The sequence below is a fragment of the Polaromonas sp. OV174 genome (assembly GCF_900112285.1).
In the GTDB taxonomy this organism is placed as follows: Bacteria; Pseudomonadota; Gammaproteobacteria; order Burkholderiales; family Burkholderiaceae_C; genus Polaromonas.
In genome coordinates, this window is sequence record NZ_FOKZ01000021.1 from 61,897 (window position 1) to 81,164 (window position 19,268).

The following is a 19,268-nucleotide window of genomic DNA, read 5'->3' on the forward strand; positions in this document are numbered from 1 at the left end:
AGGATTGTCCACAATACGGCCAGCCCGTTCGCCTTGCCATTTTTCAGCCCATGACCGCATGACCGCACCCCACGAATTCGACCCTCAGCTGCTTAGCGAAGTCGCCGCCTTGCCGGCGCTGCCCGGCGTCTACCGCTACTTTGATGCCGAAGGCGGCGTGCTCTACGTTGGCAAGGCGCGCAACCTGAAGAAACGGGTCACCAGCTATTTCCAGAAAAACCATGGCGGCACCCGCATTGGCCACATGGTGACCAAGATTGTCCGCATGGAAACCACCGTGGTGCGCTCGGAAGCCGAGGCGCTGCTGCTGGAAAACAACCTCATCAAGACGCTGCACCCGAAATACAACATCCTGTTTCGAGACGACAAGAGCTATCCCTATCTGAAGCTGACGGCGGCCCAGACCAAGGATGCGGGCGGCGCACCGACGGCGGTGGCCTATCCGCGCATTGCCTACTACCGGGGTGCGGTGGAGAAAAAAAACCACTACTTTGGCCCTTATCCGAGCGCCTGGGCGGTGAAGGACACGATTTTGCTGCTGCAAAAAGTGTTCAAGCTGCGCACCTGTGAAGACACGGTGTTCAACAACCGCACCCGGCCCTGCCTGCTGTACCAGATCAAGCGCTGTTCCGCGCCCTGCGTCGGCCATGTATCGGCCGAGCAGTACGCGCTGGACACGGCGAATGCCCAACGTTTCTTGCAAGGCCAGACGCAGGAGATCCTGAGCGAGCTGGAAAAGAAAATGCTGGCGCATGCGGAGCGGCTGGAGTTTGAGCAGGCCGCCGAGCTGCGTAACCAGATGGCGGCCTTGTCCAAGGTCTTGCACCAGCAGTCCATGGATTTGGGCGGCAAAAACGGCGACGTGGACGTGGACATCCTGGCGGTGAAGGTGCAGGGCGGCAAGGCCTGCGTCAACCTGGCCATGGTGCGCGGCGGCCGTCATCTGGGCGATCGGCCCTACTTTCCGACGCACGTGGAAAACGCCACCGATGCGGCCGCGCTGGATATCGAGCCGGAGCCCTCAGCACCGCAAGCGAAGGAAAAGTCACTGGAGGCGCTGATTCTTGAGGCCTTTATTGCGCAGCACTATATCGACGTGCCCGTGCCGCCCATTCTGGTATGCAGCGAGCCGGTCGACAAGGCATTGATGGACGCGCTTTCAGAGCAGGCCGGTAGTCGCGTGACGGCCCTGCATCAGCCGCATGAGCAGCGCCGTATCTGGCTGGAGATGGCGCAGAAAAATGCTGGGCTGCAGCTGGCGCGCCTGCTGGCCGAAGAGGGCTCGCAACAGGCGCGTACCCGGGCGCTGGCCGAAGCGCTTGATCTGTCCCTGGACAATCTGGATGCGCTGCGCATCGAGTGCTTTGACATCTCGCACACCGCCGGCGAATCCACTCAGGCCTCTTGCGTGGTGTTCAAGGAGCACAAGATGCAGAACAGCGAATATCGGCGCTACAACATCGAAGGCATCACGCCGGGCGACGACTATGCGGCCATGCGGCAGGTCTTGACGCGCCGCTATACCAAGCTGGCCGAAGCCGCCCGCAATGGCGAAGCCAAGCTGCCCGACCTGGTGCTGGTCGATGGCGGCAAGGGCCAGGTGTCCATGGCGCGCGAAGTGTTCGTCGAGCTGGGCCTGGATCTGGGGCTGATTGCCGGTGTCGAAAAAGGCGAGGGCCGCAAGGTCGGTCTGGAAGAGCTGGTGTTTGCCGACGGCCGGGACAAGGTCTATCTGGGCCGCGACTCCGCGGCGCTGATGCTGATTGCCCAGATCCGGGACGAGGCGCACCGCTTTGCCATCACCGGCATGCGTGCCAAGCGCGCCAAGGTGCGGGTGGGCAGCAGCCGGCTTGAAGATATCGCCGGCATTGGCCCGAAGCGGCGCGCCAGCTTGCTGCAGCGCTTTGGCGGTGTCCGCGGAATTGCCTCGGCCAGTGTCGAAGACATCGCCATGGTCGATGGCATCTCGAAAGACCTGGCCGAGGAAATTTACCGCGCTCTGCACTGATTCACAGGGTGTGCGGGCGCCAGCAAAAACGTCTGTACAGACGTTTTTGCACCACTAAGCCGCGCTAATTGGCCGGTCTGCTTCAGTCCTTTGGCAAGGTGGTCCCGGCTCATGCCAAAATCGGAACCATGTTTTTGACCATTCCCACGTTGATGACCTGGACCCGCATCGTTGCGATTCCTCTGATCGTGGGGGTGTTTTATCTGAACATCGCCCCGGCCGAGCGCAATTTGATTGCCACCGTGATGTTCATCGTTTTTGCCGCGACCGACTGGTTGGACGGCTTTTTGGCCCGCAAGCTCAACCAGACCTCGTCCTTTGGCGCCTTTCTTGATCCGGTGGCCGACAAGTTCTTGGTGTGCGCTTCCTTGCTGGTGCTGGTGCAGCTGCAGCGCGCCGACGTGTTTGTGGCGCTCATCATCATCGGCCGCGAGATCGCGATTTCCGCCCTGCGCGAGTGGATGGCCTTGATTGGCGCCACCAAAAGCGTGGCGGTGCACATGATAGGCAAGGTCAAGACCACGGTGCAGATGATTGCGATTCCCTTTTTGCTGTTTGACGGCCGGCTGTTCGGGCTCATCGATACCCATGTCTGGGGCACCTGGCTGATCTGGCTGTCGGCCATTTTGACGGTCTGGTCCATGGTTTACTACCTACAAAAAGCCATTCCCGAAATCCGCGCGCGCGCCAAGTGAGCTTGCCCGCATCCCCCAGTATCTGGATCAGGGCCATGCCCGCCGTGTTCGTGCTGATCTGGAGCACGGGCTTTATCGTCGCCAAGTTCGGCCTGCCTTACGCGCCGCCGCTGACCTTTCTGGCGATCCGTTATTTGTTGTCCATCGCCTGCTTCCTGGTCTGGATCGTCCTGGCCGGTGCGGCCTGGCCGCGCGGCCGTCGCCAGTGGCTGCATCTGGCCGTCACCGGGGTGCTTATGCATGCGGCTTACCTGGGCGGTGTCTGGGTCGCCGTCAAGGGCGGCATGGGTTCGGGCCTGACGGCGCTGATTGTGGGCTTGCAGCCGGTGTTGACGGCCTTATGGGTGTCTTGGGCTGGTTCGGCGAACGATTCAGCGCAACCCAAGGTAACGCCGCGTCAGTGGCTGGGCCTGGTGCTGGGCTTGGGCGGTCTGCTGCTGGTGGTGGCACGCAAATTCGGCACGGGCAGCGAGGTCACGGCGCTGACCTTGGGTTGCGCGGTGTTTGCGCTGTTCAGCATCACGGCGGGAACGCTTTACCAGAAGCGCTTCGTGCAGCCCACCGATGTGCGCAGCGCCAACGCCATCCAGCTGGGTGCCGCCTTGCTGGTGAGCCTGCCCTTTGCCCTGTTGGAAAGCGAAGCCATTGTCTGGAACCCGCAATTCATGGGGTCCATGGCCTGGTCGGTGCTGGCACTGACCTTGGGCGGCAGCTCGCTGCTTTACCTGCTGATTCAGCGTGGTGCGGCGACCTCCGTGACCAGCTTGCTCTATCTGGTGCCACCGACCACGGCGATCATGGCCTGGCTGCTGTTTGCCGAGCCCATCACGCTGGCGACGATTGTCGGAACTGCGCTTACGGCGCTGGGCGTGAGCCTCGTGGTGCGGCCCGCGAAGCCACGGGCGGCGTAGTTTTCCAGGGCGCGTCCTGGAACTGCGTGAGCAGGAAATCTATCAGTAGTCGGATACGCCGCGGTGTATCCGTGCGGTAGGGCGCGAGCCAGTGAATGTCGGCATCCGGCATGGTATAGGTAGGCAATACCCGCACCAGTTGACCCGAAGCCAACTGGGGAGCAATGTCCCAGAGACTGCGCAGCATGATGCCGCGGCCCTCGACGCACCAGTCGCGCACTAGTTCTCCGGAGTTGCTCGATAGCGGCCCGTGCACGCGAATCCGCTCGGCTGTTTTGCTTCGCTCCTGGTGTAGCGGCCAGATATCAAAACGCTGGTTTGTCGCATTGCCGTTTTCCCGCACGATCAGGCAGGCATGATCTTGCAGGGCTTGCAGGTTGAGGGGCGCGCCATGCTGCTTGAGGTAGGCCGGCGAGGCCACCAGCACGCGCTGGTTGTGAGCCAGCCGGCGCGACACCCATTGCGCGGTTTGCCGGCCCTGTGCCGACCATAGCCAGATGGCAGCGTCAAAGCCTTCGAGCGCCAGATCTGGCAGTTGCTCGGTCAGTTGCAGCTGAATCTCAATTCGGGGGTGGCGCTCCTGAAAGTTGGCCAGCGCCGGGCCCAGCCAAAGACGGCCAAAGCCAAAAGTGGCGGCCAGGCGTATCAGTCCGGCGGGCTCGGTCTTGCGTTCCTGCAACTCGGCCTCCAGCGAGGCAAAACCCTGAAGCAAGACACGCGCGCGCTCGCACAGGGTTTCGCCCTCGGCGGTTGGGCTGACGCGCCGGGTGGTGCGCTGGAACAAACGTTGACCCAGCCGGGCTTCCAGCGCGGCGAGCCGCTTGGTCACCACGGGCGGGGCGACATCCAGGCTGCGTGCAGCGCCGGCCAGGCTACCCTGGTCGCGGACGGCCAGTACCAGTTCCAGATCGCTTCGGTCCATTCATGCCTCAAAGCTAATAATCAATTGCCAGATTATTGCTTGAATAAAGGTGCTAGGTTCTGCAAAATCGCTCACATGATGCTCATCAGAATCGTCCGCAACAATCCACCAAGGCCTGTCAATGTTTGAGGGGTTTTCGTCCTGCGAGGTCGCAGGCCCGGCCGGAATGCTGCACACCTTGCGGGGTGGCCGAGGCACGCCGCTTCTCCTGCTGCACGGGCATCCGCAAACTCATGTGATGTGGCATGCTGTGGCCGACGAGCTGGCCAAGGTGTTCACCGTTGTCATGATGGATTTGCGCGGTTACGGCGATTCGGCCCGCGTCAACAGCGATGCGGAACACCAGGCCTATTCCAAACGCACGATGGCGCTCGATGCCATGGCCGTGATGCGTCACCACGGGTTCGAGCAGTTTCAGGTGCTGGCGCATGACCGCGGTGCCCGCGTTGCGCATCGCCTGGCGGCGGATCATCCTGCAAGCGTTCAGCGGCTGTTGCTGCTCGATATCGCGCCCACGCTGGCCATGTACGACAACACCTCGGATGCTTTTGCACGCGCCTACTGGCACTGGTTCTTTTTGATCCAGCCGCCGCCTTTGCCGGAAGCCTTGATAGCGTCCGACCCGGTGCGCTACCTACGCAGCGTGATGGGCAAGCGCCACGCGGGCCTTGGCGCTTTTGTGCCGGCCGCGCTGGCCGAGTACGAGCGCTGTGTACAGATTCCCGGCACCGCCACCAGCATTTGCGAGGACTACCGGGCCTCCGCCACGATTGACCTGCTGCATGATCGCGCCGATGTGGCGGCGGAGCATCGCCTGACGCAGCCGCTGCGTGTGCTGTGGGGCGAGCATGGCGCGGTGGGCCAGTGTTTCGATGTGCTGCAGCTCTGGCGCGAGAGAGCCCGCGATGTGTCGGGGCGTAGCCTGCCTTGTGGGCACTATATTGCCGAAGAAGCACCGGAGCTTCTGCTGGCCGAAGCCCTGAATTTTTTCAAACCCTGATTCAAAGGATCACCTGATGAACACCCCAAACAAGGCCGGTAAAAAAAGAATCGCAGTCATTGCCGGTGACGGCATCGGCAAGGAAGTCATGCCCGAGGGCTTGCGCGTGCTGGAAGCCGCCGCCGTCAAATATGGCATTGAACTGCAGTTCGACCATTTTGATTTTTCCAGTTGGGACTATTTTGAAAAACACGGCCAGATGCTGCCGGACAACTGGAAAGACCAGATCGGTGGACATGACGCGATTTATTTTGGCGCGGTCGGCTGGCCCGAGAAAATTGCCGACCATGTATCGCTGTGGGGTTCCCTGTTGCTGTTCAGACGCGAGTTTGACCAGTACATCAATTTGCGTCCGGCGCGGCTGATGCCAGGCATCATCGCGCCTGTGGTCAGGCGCGATGGCAGTCCGCGCCAGCCCGGTGAGATTGATTTTTATATCGTCCGCGAAAACACCGAAGGCGAATATTCCAGCATAGGCGGAAGGGCATTTCCGGGAACTGAGCGTGAGTTCGTGTTGCAGGAGTCGGTGTTTACCCGCGTCGGCGTGGATCGCGTGCTGAAGTTTGCCTTCGAGTTGGCCCAGTCCCGGCCCAAAAAACATTTGACCAGTGCGACCAAGTCCAATGGCATTTCCATCTCCATGCCTTACTGGGATGAGCGCGTGGCCGAGATGGCGAAAAACTATCCGGCAATTCAGCTGGACAAGTTTCATATCGACATCCTGACGGCACACTTTGTGCAACGGCCGGATTTTTTCGACGTGGTGGTGGCCAGCAATCTGTTCGGCGACATCCTCAGCGATCTGGGGCCGGCCTGCACCGGAACCATAGGCATTGCGCCCAGCGCCAACCTCAACCCGGAGCGCAAGTTCCCCTCTCTGTTCGAGCCGGTACATGGCTCGGCGCCGGACATTGCAGGGCGTGCTATCGCCAACCCGATCGGCCAGATCTGGTGTGGCGCGATGATGCTGGAATTCTTGGGGCACAAGGATGCACATGATGGCATCCTGGCTGCCATTGAAAAAGTACTGAGTCCCCAGAGTGGTGCGCCACGAACGCCTGACTTGGGTGGACAGGCCAGCACGGCAGATGTCGGCAAAGCCATTGCTCAGGCGCTGATCGAGGCGTAGCGGGTATTTTTGTCAAGCAGGAAAATTACGCACCAGAGTCGAGAGTGAGCGCGGAAGGGTGAAAAAACAGACTAGAATTCTTGTCCGCACGTTGTAAAAAGTTGATGCTGTATTGACAGGTTAGAGGTCCATGGCTCTAATCGAGAACAGCAGATGACCTGCACATGCCGCTCCCGTTGACACCCTCACCACAGTGTCCCGGGAGATATTTTTTAGCGACAACCAGATTAACTTTTATCAACGAGAGGCTACTTGTGAACAAGACTGAACTGATCGAGCACATTGCCAAAAATGCTGATATTTCCAAAGCTGCTGCCACGCGCGCACTGGAGTCCACCATTGGTGCAGTGAAGTCCACCCTGAAAAAAGGAGGCTCGGTGTCTCTGGTGGGCTTTGGCACTTTTGCCGTGGGCAAACGTGCTGCTCGTACCGGTCGTAACCCGCGTACTGGCGATGCGATTAAAATCAAGGCGGCCAAGGTTCCAAAGTTCCGTCCGGGCAAGGCCCTCAAGGATGCTTTGAACTGATGTAGAGATTTTTAGTGGGGTGCTTAGCTCAGTTGGTAGAGCAGCGCCCTTACACGGCGTAGGTCGGCGGTTCGAGCCCGTCAGCACCCACCACCCACTAGCGAAAAAAAGGCGAACCTGGGTTCGCCTTTTTTGTTGTTGAGCCCTCTGGGCCCGTCGTACAGGAATTCTTAGATGTTTGATTTCATTCGCAAGCACACCAAGTGGACCATGGCGCTGCTGTTTTTGCTGATCGTTCCTTCCTTTGTACTGGTCGGCATGAACAGTAGCAAGCTCTCTGGGGAAAACGGCGGTGTGGTTGCCAAGGTGGATGGCAAGGACATCACGCAGCCCGAGTGGGATAGGGCGCATCTGAGGGAAGTCGACAGGCTGCGGGCCTCCATGCCTACGCTGGATGTCAAACTGCTGGACTCTCCTGAGGCTCGTTATGCCACGCTTGAGCGTCTGGTGCGTGACCGTGTTATCGCCGTGGCTGCTGACAAGTTGAAACTCGCCACCAGTGACCAGCGCCTGGCACGGGAGCTGCACGACAGCCCCGAGATTGCCGCGTTGCGCCGGGCTGATGGCACGCTGGACATGGAGCGCTATCGCCAATTGCTGGGCAGCCAGGGCATGAGCCCTGAAATGTTTGAAGCCAATGTGCGGACCGATCTGTCGACTCGTCAGGTTTTGGCGGGTATTGCGGCCAGCGGGTTTGCTGCAAACTCGGCCGCCGATATGGCGCTCAACGCCTATTTTGAAAAGCGCCAAATTCAGCTGGCACGTTTCAATGCTGCTGACTACGCAGCTAAATTGAATCCGACGGATGCCGATCTCGAGCAGTTCTACAAGGCTAACGAAAAGCTGTTCCAGGCACCCGAGCAAGCCGACATCGAGTATGTGTTGCTTGATCAGGATAGCGTGAAGAAGGGCATCACGGTCAATGAGTCCGACCTCAAGACCTATTACGAACAAAATCTTCAGCGACTCAATGCTGCTGAAGAGCGACGTGCCAGCCATATCCTGATTGCTTCTCCCAAGACTGCGCCAGCAGCTGATCGCGAAAAAGCCAAGGCCAAGGCTGAGGCGTTGCTCGCGCTGGTCAAGAAATCCCCGGATACTTTTGCTGATGTGGCACGCAAGAATTCGGAGGACCCCGGCTCCGCTGCCAACGGCGGCGATCTTGATTTCTTCGCTCGTGGCGCCATGGTCAAGTCCTTTGAAGATGCCGCTTTTGCGATGAAAAAAGGCGATGTCAGCGACGTGGTTGAGTCCGACTTTGGATACCACATCATCAAGCTGACCGACATTCGGACGCCCAAGCAGCGCAGTTTTGAGGACATGCGAGCAGAACTTGAAGCCGATCTGAAAAAGCAGCAAGCCCAGAAGATGTTTTCTGAAGCTGCCGAGACTTTTTCCAATGGCGTATACGAGCAGGCCGATAGCCTTAAGCCGATTGCCGACAAGCTCAAGCTGGAAATCAAAACCGCCAGCCAAGTGACGCGTCAACCGGCGGCCGGCGCCACGAGTGTGCTGGCCAATCCAAAATTTCTAAATACGCTGTTTTCGCCTGATGCGATCGAGAAAAAACGCAATACCGAAGCCATCGAGGTTGCGCCCAGTCAACTCGTTTCGGGCCGTATCGTTCAGTACAGCCCTGCGCATACTCAGTCCTTTGCCGATGTGAAAGCTCTCGTGCGTCAGCGCTGGCTGGCTCAGCGCAGTGCAGAAGAGGCGCGCAAGGATGGCATGGCTAAATTGGCTGCCTGGAAGGCCAATCCGGCTAGCGCTACCTTGCCTGCCCCGGTACTGGTTTCGCGTGATCAGACACAAAACATGCCCGCGCAGATCATCGATGCGGCACTGCGTGCCGATGCGAGTACCTTGCCTGCGTTTGCTGGCGTCGATCTGGGCACCCAGGGTTACGCCATCGTCAAGATTGACAAGGTTGTACCTCGCGATGTGCCAGCCGAGGCAGTCGCCAAACAGGAGCACAGCCAATATGCGCAGTGGTGGACCTCGGCCGAAGGTTTGGCCTATTACAACGGTCTAAAAGAGCGCTTTAAGGCCAAAATCCTGGTGGACAAGCCCGTAACAGGCAAAGCAAATGCAGAAGAAGGCGTGACGCAGTAAATTTCGGGCACTTTGCCGCTATAATTTAGAACTCCGGTGGCTGTAGCTCAGTTGGTAGAGTCCAGGATTGTGATTCCTGTTGTCGTGGGTTCGAGCCCCATCAGCCACCCCAATATTCAATGAATAGCTTATAAGTGCTTGATTCCTAACGGAATCAGGCACTTTTTGTTTTGGGCATAAATTTGGTTGTTACACGGTCTGTCACACACAGAAAGAAAGACCATGAAAGTAATAGCCGAACATAGCCTCCGGGCACGTCTGCTGACCTCGGCCAATTCGGCGTGGGCTTGCTTGCGGCTTAATGAACCCGCAGCACCTCAAACTGCTGTCGGATTGGAGCGACCTGTATCCACACCTCATCACCCTCGCATTTACCCAGCATGGCCCTGCCCAAAGGGGCTTCGCTGCTGATGACCTGAACGAGCTGAGCGCCGCTGACCAACTTCATGCTGCCCCCATCCGGCCCGAGAAAGAGCTGTTGCTGCTTGTCGTCGGAATCGACTAGGCAGACCAGCGCGCCGAGCTGTATACCTTTGCTGGAGTCGTAGGGGCGCGGGCGGAATTGGCGCCAATTGGCCATCGCCTGGCGGATGCCTTCGGCGCGCCGAGCTTGGCCGGTGGCCAGGTATGCGGCTTCGAGTCCCAATGTGTCGTATTTGTTTTCGGCGATGTTTTCTTCGTGAGTCGCCGTTTCATGGGCCGCCCGCACTGCCTGTTCGGCTTGCAGCAGGTCTTCGGCGAGCCGTTCCAGCACCTGCTGCTGCAGCAAGAATTTATCCATGATGAAAGGTAGGCATCTCGAAAAAGCGGGGGGCAGGCCTTGATTATGAAGGGCTCCACCAGCCTTAGACGCTTTTGTTGGCTGCAGGTTAACTTCAGCTACGCGTTGAATCATGTAGCGCTCATGGTTGCAAATTGGTTTAGGGTTGACCGCCGACGCGACGACGTTCCGACAGAACGCGGCCACAAGTGGACATCTGCTTCGAGGTAGTCAGTGAATGTCTCATATCTTGAACATTAATCTAATAATTGCTCAAGATATGACTTGAATTGACTTGGCAAAAAATACGACTCTCTATAAAATGAACAAAATGCACCATTTTTGTTGTAAATATGGAGCACTCATGCCGCGCACTCAACACCCCCTTTCTCTGTCCTTGACGAAGCTCGCCACTGGCCTCGGCCAACGTATCGAGCTCGCCCGTTGCCGGCGCGACCTCCCGGCGACGCTCTTCGCCGAACGCGTGGGCATCTCTCGCAACACCTTGGCTCGGCTAGAGGCTGGTGACCCTGCGGTCGCGCTCGGAACGTACCTGAAGGCGCTGCGCGTGTTGGGCCTCGAGGGCGACGTCAACAACGTGGCGAGCGATGACATCCTGGGCAGGAAGTTGCAGGATTCCGTTTCCCTGCGCACCCGGGGACGCGTGAACGGCCCCTGACCCTGAAGGAACCCGATGGCTACGAAAAACGCACGCGCGAACCGCCCCGGGCTGGAGGTTCACCTGGACGCCCCGGAGCTCAGCCCAGCCATGCACATCGGGAACCTGTTTCCCGCTGCCGAACGGGTCGACCTGGCTCCCTCCTTTGAGTACACGCAGGCATGGCTTGAGGCCCCAGCGGCCGTGCCGATAGACCCACGGCTGCCGCTGTACGCAGGCGAGCAGCACTCTGCGGACGGCAAGGGGTTTGGCGTTTTTTCTGACTGCGCGCCGGACCGCTGGGGCCGGGTGTTGATGGAACGACGCGAGGCCAATGCGGCCGAAAAAGAAAAGCGCCCCATGGTGAAGACGAACGAGCTGTTCTACATGCTCGGCGTGAATGACTTCACCCGGGCCGGCGCCCTTCGATTCCGGCGTGGCCCTCAAGAAGCGTTCCTCGACAACAGCCCAATGCCCGCGCCCCCCGCGACCGACCTGCGTGAGCTGGCCGAGGTCGCCAGGAAGCTTGACGGCCCCCGCCCTGAGGCAATGCCCGAATACGAAAAGTGGCTGGCCATGCTCATCTCACCCGGCTCGTCGCTGGGGGGGGCGCGACCCAAGGCCACTTTCACCATGCAGGACGGCACGCTCTGGCTGGCCAAGTTTCCAGGGCACAACGACCAGTACGATTGGGGAAGCTGGGAATACCTGGCCTACCTCCTGGCTCACGATGCCGGCATTGTGATGCCCAAGGCAAACCGAGTGCTCTTGAGCGACCGGTACTACACCTACTGCGTCAGCCGATTCGACCGCCAGGCTGCCATACCGGGCGGCGACCACAGGCGCCGCATGTATGCATCGGCGATGACGTTGCTCGAGCGCCGCGATGGCCAGGAGGGGGGAAGCTACCTACACATTCTCGAGGCCATTGAAACCTACGGCGGTGCAGGACTGACCGAGGACATGCACCAATTGTTCAGGCGCGCCGTCTTCAATCTCTTGGTGGGGAACCGGGACGACCATCTACGCAATCATGGTTTTTTTCTGACGCCCACGGGCTGGCGGCTTTCCCCTGCTTTCGACATCAACCCCAACCCCGCCAAGAGCGAACACTCGCTGACGTGGGACGGCAAATTCGCAGCGCCCATCCTTCAGACCTTGGTGGCCACGGCAGGCTACTACCGCCTCAGCGCGACCGCCGCACAGGCCATCGTTGATGAGGTCACTAACGTCGTGGCCACATGGAAAGACCGGGCAGCAAAACTTGACCTCTCCAGTATTGAAGTCAAGATGATGAGCTCCGTTTTCGCGGTCTGATGACCCAGGAATGGCCAAGCCATACGTTTTCCAATGTCCGCGTCTGCTCGGGCCGCAGGTCGACTTCGGGCCTTAACGGGCGGTCAATCTTCGTCGAAGCTGGCGTTGGTGGTCAGCTTCTATCGGAATGGTGGTCAATGATTGCCAGCATATGTACATGTCACAACGGCGCAACTTCACGGCGGAGTGCGCATCACTTTTGTCGTCAAAAGTAGTCAGCGCACCCAGCTCTTCGCGGTGCGGCTGCAAGGGCCTCGTCTGACACGATGTGAATTTGATGCTGATGGCCTTGTTCACGATGAGGCGGGGGACTCTTGTATGGATGGTGACGCGGTGAGGGACGTCCGGGTCGTGGGGCGAATTTTCGACTGCAGCGGACTTGGCGCTGAGGCACCCAGCGGCCGCACCGTCCACAGTAGCGGCAGCAATGGAGCACCTGTCGCATCGGGATGTGTCAGTCCGGGCGATGCGGCGCAGGAAGGCTGCATAGGGTGACGAGGGGTGCCTCCTCGTGTGCAAAAGCCCGGAATACAGCTTCCTTTGTGAACAGATGCCGGTTTTCGGGAGCGGAAATCTTGGCAAAGAGGCGCAAGTCACTGACCGATTCACAGGTCATAGCCGCGATGCGGGCAACGACCTCATCTTTAGTCTCTTTACGACGATATTTCAAAGGAGGGCGTTTTTACTTGGCATCCCAGTTTGTGCATGATTTTCCTGCGGCATGGCCGAAGGGTCAATGTGCAGAGGGTGGACAAGGACGGCAAAGTGCCGGCTTCGAGTTGCGCAGGATGCGCGGCTAATCGAGTACCGGGAAGACCTCTGAAAAACCTGCTTGGAAGTCAAAAAAGTAGCCTTTTGGAGCCCATTTTTGATACACTGGTTGTCACACATGGCTGTGTAACAACCTCTTGGAACCCGCGCCAGGCTTGGATTCGAAGTTGGCCAGTGGTGCCCCATCAGCCACCCCAAATAAAAAACGCCCACAGCTTGTGGGCGTTTTTCATGGCGTTTGCGCTTTTAGTTGGTCATGACCAACTTGCCCATGACGCTGCGTGAGCCCATGTCGGCGTAGGCGCTTTTCAGCTCGGCCATTGGCATGGTGCGGTCAATCACCGGTTTGATCTTGCCCTGGGCGTACCAGCCGGCCAACTCGGCCATCATGGCCGCATTGGCCTTGGGCTCGCGCCTGGCAAAGTCGCCCCAGAACACGCCGACGATGGACGCGCCCTTGAGTAACGTGAGGTTGAGCGGTAGCGCGGGAATGGGGCCGGAGGCAAAGCCCACCACCAGATAGCGGCCACGCCAGGCGATGGAGCGAAAGGCCGGCTCGCTGAAGTCGCCGCCCACCGGGTCGTAAATCACGTCCGGGCCCTTGCCCTCGGTCAGCAGCTTGAGCTCGTCGCGCAGGTTTTTATGGCTGTAGTTGATGGTAGCGTCGGCGCCTATGGCGCTGCACAGAGCGCATTTTTCATCGGTCGATGCCGCGGCAATGACGCGGGCGCCGACGGCCTTGGCGATCTGGACGGCCGCGCTGCCCACGCCGCCCGCCGCGCCCAGCACCAGCACGGTTTCACCGGCCTTGAGCTGGCCCCGGTCCATCAGCGCATGCCAAGAGGTGGCGTAAATCATGATGAAGGCCGCCGCATCGACATGGGAAAACCCGGCCGGCAGCGGCATGCACAAGGCGGCCGGGGCGACGGTGTGGGTGCCGAAGCCGCCGGTGCCCGACAGGCAGGCGACATTTTGGCCGACCTGCAGGTGTTTCACGCCTTCGCCCAGGGCTTGCACCACGCCGGCGTATTCGGAGCCGGGTACGAAGGGCAGGGGAGGCTTGATCTGGTATTTGTTTTGCACGATCAGCAGATCGGGGAAGTTGAGGCTGGCGGCCCGGATTTCTATCAGCACCTCACCGGCTTTGGGCTGCGGCGTTGGCAGCTCCTGCCAGCTCAGGGCGTCTACGCCTATGGGATTGTCACAAAGCCAGGCATGCATGGGATGTCTCCGGGTGAGGTGTACAAAGAACAATCAAGGCGAATGAAAACGAGCTCGCCATGCATCATAGGCATGGCCGCCGCTTGGCTGCGGCTCCAGGCGCTGCCAGCTGTCGCAGCCGTGACCGTAAAATCGCGCTATGAAAATTCTGATTTGCAACGATGACGGTTATCAGGCTAGCGGCATCGTCGCCCTTTACGAAGCGCTAAAAACCGTCGCCGATGTCGAGGTGGTGGCACCAGAGCAAAACAACAGTGCCAAATCCAACGCCCTGACCCTGCATTCGCCTATGTATGTGCAGACGGCGGCCAACGGTTTTCGTTACATCAACGGCACGCCTGCTGACTGTGTGCACATCGCGCTCACCGGCTTGCTGGGCTATCGGCCTGATCTGGTGGTTTCCGGCATCAACAACGGCGCCAACATGGGCGACGACACCATTTATTCGGGCACGGTGGGGGCGGCCATGGAGGGCTATTTGTTTGGCATTCCAGCGATCGCCTTTTCGCAAACCGAAAAAGGCTGGTCCCACATCGAAGTGGCGGCCCAGCGCGCGCGCCAGTTGGTGCAGCAACTGCTGCCTTCGCTGGAAGCCGTGGCCGAGGGCGCGCAGCCGACGCAGGCGCCCTGGCTGCTCAATGTGAATATTCCGAATTTGCCGGATGAAGAGATACAAGGCGTCAAAGTGGCGCGTCTGGGGCGCCGCCATGCCGCGGAGCGGGTGATCACGCAGACCAGCCCGCGCGGTGAAACCATGTACTGGATAGGCGGCGCCGGGTCGGCCAAGGAGGCCGGCGAGGGCACCGACTTTCATGCGACCCGCCAGGGCTTTATCTCGGTGACGCCCTTGCAGGTGGACCTGACCGATCACGAGCGCCTGCCTTACTGGGCGCAAACTGCGGCGCAACTGATGCCCGCACGCTGAGGACAGGCGCATGAAGTCCCCGCTCAAGCCACCTTTCAATCCCACGGCCAAAACCCCCACAGTGACGGAGCGGCCCAGCTTTCCGGTTCGACTCAAGCCCGATACAGGTGTCCCGTCCGCTACTAAATTGGTAGCTGCTTCCGCTTATCCGGAAAGGGCTGTGGCTATTAATAGCTTAAGAAATGCACTGCCGGCCAGTGCGCCCGGCGGTGTCGGGCCGGATTCCCAAGCCCTGCGTGCGCGCATGCTGCAAAAGCTCGCGGCGCAAGGCGTGTCGGATGACCATGTGCTGGCCGCCATGGGGGCGGTAGAGCGCCACCGTTTTGTGGATACGGCGCTGGTCAACCAGGCTTATGAGGACACCAGCTTGCCGATAGGTCTGGGTCAGACCATCTCCAAGCCCAATGTCGTGGCGCGCATGCTGGAGTTGCTGCGTCAAGGCTGTACCGGCAAGCTCGGGCGCGTGCTGGAGATCGGTACTGGCTGCGGTTACCAGGCCGCCGTGCTGAGCCATCTGGCGACCGAGGTCTACAGCATTGAGCGGCTGCGCGGCCTGCACGACAAGGCCAGGGAGAATTTGCGGCCTTTGCGCCTGCCCAATGTGCATCTGCTTTTTGGTGATGGCATGATCGGTTTCCCCAAAGGCGCGCCCTATGCGGCCATCATCGCGGCGGCCGGTGGCGAGGCCATTCCGGCGGCCTGGATAGAGCAGCTGGCCGTGGGTGGGCGCCTGGTGGCGCCGCTGCAAACCTCCAATGGTGCGCAGGCGCTGGTGCTGATTGAGAAAACCCGCCTCGGTGTCAAGCAGACTTTGCTGGAGGCCGTGCACTTTGTCCCTTTAAAATCAGGCACCAGCTGAGGCTCAGCCAATAGATCGACCTGAATCAGGTCAAGATGGAAGACGAAAGTAACAATGAATCAAACCACACGGCCAAATAAGGCGGCGTCTGTCGTCACCAGTGCAGGGCCTGGCGCCCGCCTGGCTCGCAGACTGACTCTGCCATGCGCCCTGGCTGCGGTCATGCTGCTGGCGGCAGGTTGCGCCACGCGCTCCCCAGGCAATGCGCCGGTTGAAGACCGGGGCACCGGCATGTCGCGCCAGCAAAGCACGGTGACGGAAGCCGTCAAGCAACTGCCAGGCTTTGAAAATGCCGGCAAACCCGGTTACTACACCGTCAGGCCCGGCGACACCATGATTCGCATCGGCCTGGAAAGCGGTCAGAACTGGCGCGATATCGTGCGCTGGAATGCGCTTGAAAACCCCAATCTGATTGAGGTTGGACAGGTCTTGCGCGTGGCGCCACCGGTCAGCGAAGCCTCCCAGGTGGTGACGCGTCCGGTGTCATCCGGATCAGTGGCTGCCGCGCCGGTTCCAGCCGCCAGCGCCAGCGCCACCGCCAAGCCCGCATCGGCGCCAGCCAGCGCCGCGGCGCCGGTAGTCGCAGCTGCCCCGACGCCCGCGCCCACACCTGCTGCCATCAATGGCGATGAAGACGTGGGTTGGATCTGGCCGGCCCAGGGCCAGCTGATTGCCGGCTTTGACGATGCCAAAAACAAGGGTCTGGACATTGCGGGCAAGGCCGGCGATGCCGTGCTGGCCTCGGCCGATGGCCGGGTGGTCTACTCAGGCGCCGGTTTGCGGGGCTATGGCAACCTGATCATTCTCAAGCACAACAACACCTTTTTGACGGCCTATGCGCACAACCAGACCTTGCTGGTCAAGGAAGACCAGGCGGTTAAAAAGGGCCAGAAGATTGCCGAGATGGGCAATAGCGATGCCGACCGGGTCAAGCTGCATTTCGAGATTCGCCGTCAAGGCAAACCGGTCGATCCGGCCAAATACCTGCCGGCCAAATAAGCGGCCAGCGCCTTCAACAAAAGGGAGTCCTGCTGTGCAGGACTCCCTTTTTTTATACCCAATGGCCTCCGGTCCTTACGTGGTAAGCAGAAGTTGCTATTGATTTGATAGCGATTGCTGCGGCAGCAAGGCATCGTAGCCACGCCCCTTGAACTGCAGCAAATCCAGGCCGTGGCCGAAGGGATCGGCCAGCCCGGCGATGCGGCCCCAGGCGCGTTCGGTGACCGGCATTTCCAGCACCGCACCGTGTTGCTGTAGCCGATCGACCGCGGCCTCAATATCCTCGACCACAAAATCCAGGTGTACCGGCGTCCAGTGACGCTGGTAGTTGCGGCGGTCGCTTCGGCCAACCAGGGGCTGCGTGCCGGGGGCATTCAACAGCAGATCTATGGCGCTGCCTGCACCTAGGAGCTCCACAAAAGCGCCCTGAAAACGCCGGCCCACCCTCAGGCCCAATCCGGCGGTGTAAAACGTGATGGCACGCTCCAGGTCGTCCACGTCAATGCAGATGCGTATCTCCATGCAAGTCTCCCCGGCAGGTTTCTGCTGCTCTAAAAAACGGCAGCGTAGCCTGAGACAATAGGGTATGTCCAGAAGAAAACAGAATCCGCCGCCGAACCAGCCGGCGCCCGTATCGGCCGAATACCCGCCTGATCTGCTCACCGTTGAGTCGCTTGATATCGAAGCCCAGGGCATTGCGCACCGGGACGACGGCAAGGTCGTTTTTATCGAAGGCGCGCTGCCTTTCGAGCTGGTGACCGCCAATGTTTACCGCAAGAAAAGCAGCTTTGAAAAAGCCACCTTGACGGCGATTCACCACGAGTCGTCCCAGCGTGTGCGCCCGGCTTGCCCGCACTTTGGCATGCACACCGGCGCTTGCGGTGGCTGCAAGATGCAGCATCTGCATGCGAGCGCGCAAGTTGCGGTGAAGCAGCGCGTGCTGGAAGACAATCTGCGCCATATCGGCAAGGCCAAGGCGGAGACCCTGCTCCGGCCGATTGAGGGGCCGGCCTGGGGCTACCGTTACCGCGCCCGGCTGTCGGTGCGCTATGTGCGCAAAAAAGGCACGGTGCTGGTCGGCTTTCATGAGCGCAAGAGCGGCTATGTGGCTGACATGAGTGAGTGCCATGTGCTGCCCAAGCATGTCAGCGACATGCTGCTGCCGCTGCGCGCATTGATAGGCAGCATGGATGCCAGGGAAAGCATTCCGCAGATCGAACTGGCCTGTGGCGACGAGGTGACGGCCATGGTGCTGCGCCACATGGAGCCGCTCAGCCCGGGCGACCTGGTGCTGCTGCAAGCCTTTGCCGACGCGACGCCTGGCGTGCAGTGGTGGCTGCAGCCCGGTGGCCTGGAGACAGTCAAGCTGCTTGAGCTCCCGGCTGGTTCGGTCCAGACGCCTGAGCTGAGCTACGGCCTGCCCGAATTCGGCGTTGTCATGCCCTTCAAGCCGACCGACTTCACCCAGGTCAACCCGCACATCAACCAGGTGCTGGTGTCGCGTGCGCTGCGGCTGCTGGATGTGCAGCCGCAGGAGCGGGTGATTGACTGGTTTTGCGGCCTGGGCAATTTCACGCTGCCGCTGGCGACGCGCGCGCGTGAAGTGCTGGGCATTGAAGGCAGCGAGGTGCTGGTTGCCCGTTCACGCCAGAATTATGAAAGAAACAGGGCTGCTTCGCCCGTCCGACCTGCGCTGGCTGCTACTGAATTTGTAGCGAGAAACCTGTTTGAGATGACGCCGGCCATGTTGGTGAAGGATGGCATGGCGGAAAAATGGCTGGTTGATCCCCCGCGCGAAGGCGCGTTCGAGCTGTTCAAGGCGCTTGCCGCACTACACCAGCAAATCGTCACCGGCGTGCCTTGTGATGACGGTGCGCAGCAGCAAAGCCTGCAGCTGAACGGCTGGGCCTTGCCGCAGCGCATTGTGTATGTGAGCTGCAACCCGGCGACCTTGGCGCGCGACGTCGGTGTGCTGGTGGAGAGTGGCGCTTACCGCTGCACGGCGGCCGGCGTGGTGAACATGTTTCCGCACACGGCCCATGTGGAGTCCATGGCGGTGTTTGAGCGCATCGGCTGAGCACCCGCAGTCATCAGCATGCGGACGTGAAAAAAGGGCCAGAGGTCAATGCCAGTCAGTTAAGAGCTGACTGGCATTTTTTTGATGGGTACTTGCTGCGGGTGGATCGCTTGACCTCGCGTGGGAAGCTGCGATCAGGGCGGCGCGGCGGCAGCACAAAGTAACGAGCCTGATCGAGCAGCAGTTGCAAGTGCTTTGGCAAAGTGCCTGCTCGCGCCAGATGCACGGTGTTCAAGGCTCCCATGATGGCGTGCTTGGCCGTATGAAAGCTGATCCTCAGTGGTGCCACACCCACGTGCTCAGCCATCAAACGCATCCACCGCCGAAGCAGTGTATGGGCGAGTAACACGCCCCAGACCTCTTGCATCACTAATTCT

18 protein-coding genes, 2 tRNA genes and 1 pseudogene are annotated in these 19,268 nt (G+C 60.1%); 15 read left to right on the plus strand and 6 right to left on the minus strand.

Features of this window, described 5'->3' with window-relative positions:
• The first annotated feature begins 58 nt into the window (after nucleotides 1-58).
• From uvrC to BM160_RS17210, 3 genes are all read left to right on the plus strand, one after another.
• Nucleotides 59-2,008: an excinuclease ABC subunit UvrC gene (uvrC, locus tag BM160_RS17200; RefSeq protein ID WP_092007394.1), complete on the plus strand. Its 1,950-nt coding sequence runs from the start codon at nucleotides 59-61 to the stop codon at nucleotides 2,006-2,008.
• Between the two features lie 128 nt (nucleotides 2,009-2,136).
• Nucleotides 2,137-2,703, plus strand: a complete 567-nt coding sequence (gene pgsA / locus BM160_RS17205) for a CDP-diacylglycerol--glycerol-3-phosphate 3-phosphatidyltransferase (RefSeq protein ID WP_092007416.1) — start codon at nucleotides 2,137-2,139, stop codon at nucleotides 2,701-2,703.
• Nucleotides 2,704-2,738: 35 nt separating this feature from the next.
• The gene (locus BM160_RS17210) at nucleotides 2,739-3,614 is read left to right on the plus strand and encodes a DMT family transporter (protein WP_177219053.1); all 876 of its coding nucleotides are present in this window, start codon (nucleotides 2,739-2,741) and stop codon (nucleotides 3,612-3,614) included.
• Here BM160_RS17210 and BM160_RS17215 read toward each other — a convergent pair.
• Nucleotides 3,559-4,536 (minus strand): LysR family transcriptional regulator, encoded by a 978-nt coding sequence (locus BM160_RS17215; protein ID WP_092007396.1) that lies wholly within the window; start codon nucleotides 4,534-4,536, stop codon nucleotides 3,559-3,561. The two genes, BM160_RS17210 and BM160_RS17215, sit on opposite strands and share 56 nt — an antisense overlap.
• 121 nt (nucleotides 4,537-4,657) lie before the next feature.
• On the opposite strand from BM160_RS17215, the gene BM160_RS17220 reads away from it, so the two are divergent.
• The 6 genes from BM160_RS17220 (at nucleotide 4,658) to BM160_RS17245 (ending at nucleotide 9,416) form a co-directional block, all read left to right on the plus strand.
• Nucleotides 4,658-5,536, plus strand: coding sequence for an alpha/beta fold hydrolase (locus tag BM160_RS17220; RefSeq protein WP_092007397.1), 879 nt, complete (start codon nucleotides 4,658-4,660; stop codon nucleotides 5,534-5,536).
• A 16-nt stretch (nucleotides 5,537-5,552) separates the two neighbouring features.
• Nucleotides 5,553-6,665: a tartrate dehydrogenase gene (locus BM160_RS17225; RefSeq protein WP_092007398.1), complete on the plus strand. Its 1,113-nt coding sequence runs from the start codon at nucleotides 5,553-5,555 to the stop codon at nucleotides 6,663-6,665.
• Nucleotides 6,666-6,919: 254 nt separating this feature from the next.
• Nucleotides 6,920-7,192, plus strand: coding sequence for an HU family DNA-binding protein (locus BM160_RS17230; protein ID WP_026779519.1), 273 nt, complete (start codon nucleotides 6,920-6,922; stop codon nucleotides 7,190-7,192).
• Nucleotides 7,193-7,209: 17 nt separating this feature from the next.
• Nucleotides 7,210-7,285: transfer RNA gene (locus BM160_RS17235), tRNA-Val, on the plus strand.
• An 81-nt stretch (nucleotides 7,286-7,366) separates the two neighbouring features.
• Nucleotides 7,367-9,304, plus strand: a complete 1,938-nt coding sequence (locus BM160_RS17240; protein ID WP_092007399.1) for a SurA N-terminal domain-containing protein — start codon at nucleotides 7,367-7,369, stop codon at nucleotides 9,302-9,304.
• Between the two features lie 36 nt (nucleotides 9,305-9,340).
• Nucleotides 9,341-9,416 (plus strand) — tRNA-His (locus BM160_RS17245).
• A 186-nt stretch (nucleotides 9,417-9,602) separates the two neighbouring features.
• Here the strand turns inward: BM160_RS17245 and BM160_RS17250 are convergent.
• Complete coding sequence (locus BM160_RS17250) at nucleotides 9,603-10,085, minus strand: GreA/GreB family elongation factor (RefSeq protein ID WP_092007400.1); 483 nt, start codon at nucleotides 10,083-10,085, stop codon at nucleotides 9,603-9,605.
• A gap of 343 nt (nucleotides 10,086-10,428) precedes the next feature.
• On the opposite strand from BM160_RS17250, the gene BM160_RS17255 reads away from it, so the two are divergent.
• Both BM160_RS17255 and BM160_RS17260 read left to right on the plus strand, forming a co-directional pair.
• Complete coding sequence (locus BM160_RS17255; RefSeq protein ID WP_092007417.1) at nucleotides 10,429-10,743, plus strand: helix-turn-helix domain-containing protein; 315 nt, start codon at nucleotides 10,429-10,431, stop codon at nucleotides 10,741-10,743.
• Between the two features lie 15 nt (nucleotides 10,744-10,758).
• Nucleotides 10,759-12,039 (plus strand): type II toxin-antitoxin system HipA family toxin, encoded by a 1,281-nt coding sequence (locus tag BM160_RS17260; protein ID WP_092007401.1) that lies wholly within the window; start codon nucleotides 10,759-10,761, stop codon nucleotides 12,037-12,039.
• A gap of 454 nt (nucleotides 12,040-12,493) precedes the next feature.
• On the opposite strand, the gene BM160_RS22670 is transcribed toward BM160_RS17260, so the two are convergent.
• Nucleotides 12,494-12,709 carry a hypothetical protein gene (locus BM160_RS22670; protein WP_177219054.1) on the minus strand — a complete coding sequence of 72 codons (216 nt, stop codon included), beginning with the start codon at nucleotides 12,707-12,709 and terminating at the stop codon, nucleotides 12,494-12,496.
• Nucleotides 12,710-13,056: 347 nt separating this feature from the next.
• Nucleotides 13,057-14,031, minus strand: a complete 975-nt coding sequence (locus tag BM160_RS17265) for an NADPH:quinone oxidoreductase family protein (RefSeq protein WP_092007402.1) — start codon at nucleotides 14,029-14,031, stop codon at nucleotides 13,057-13,059.
• 139 nt (nucleotides 14,032-14,170) lie between these two features.
• Here BM160_RS17265 and surE point away from each other — a divergent pair, with 139 nt between their 5' ends.
• The 3 genes from surE (at nucleotide 14,171) to BM160_RS17280 (ending at nucleotide 16,814) form a co-directional block, all read left to right on the plus strand.
• Nucleotides 14,171-14,956, plus strand: coding sequence for a 5'/3'-nucleotidase SurE (surE, locus tag BM160_RS17270; RefSeq protein WP_092007403.1), 786 nt, complete (start codon nucleotides 14,171-14,173; stop codon nucleotides 14,954-14,956).
• Nucleotides 14,957-14,966: 10 nt separating this feature from the next.
• The gene (locus BM160_RS17275) at nucleotides 14,967-15,815 is read left to right on the plus strand and encodes a protein-L-isoaspartate(D-aspartate) O-methyltransferase (protein WP_255368986.1); all 849 of its coding nucleotides are present in this window, start codon (nucleotides 14,967-14,969) and stop codon (nucleotides 15,813-15,815) included.
• 162 nt (nucleotides 15,816-15,977) lie between these two features.
• Nucleotides 15,978-16,814, plus strand: a complete 837-nt coding sequence (locus BM160_RS17280; protein WP_255368988.1) for a peptidoglycan DD-metalloendopeptidase family protein — start codon at nucleotides 15,978-15,980, stop codon at nucleotides 16,812-16,814.
• 96 nt (nucleotides 16,815-16,910) lie between these two features.
• Here BM160_RS17280 and BM160_RS17285 read toward each other — a convergent pair whose 3' ends face one another.
• Nucleotides 16,911-17,336: a VOC family protein gene (locus BM160_RS17285; protein WP_092007406.1), complete on the minus strand. Its 426-nt coding sequence runs from the start codon at nucleotides 17,334-17,336 to the stop codon at nucleotides 16,911-16,913.
• 64 nt (nucleotides 17,337-17,400) lie between these two features.
• Here BM160_RS17285 and rlmD point away from each other — a divergent pair, with 64 nt between their 5' ends.
• A complete protein-coding gene (gene rlmD, locus BM160_RS17290; RefSeq protein ID WP_092007407.1) occupies nucleotides 17,401-18,891 on the plus strand; it encodes a 23S rRNA (uracil(1939)-C(5))-methyltransferase RlmD in 1,491 nt (496 codons plus the stop codon).
• Nucleotides 18,892-18,946: 55 nt separating this feature from the next.
• On the opposite strand, the pseudogene BM160_RS17295 reads toward rlmD, so the two are convergent.
• Nucleotides 18,947-19,268, minus strand: a pseudogene (locus tag BM160_RS17295) (DDE transposase); the annotation flags it as partial.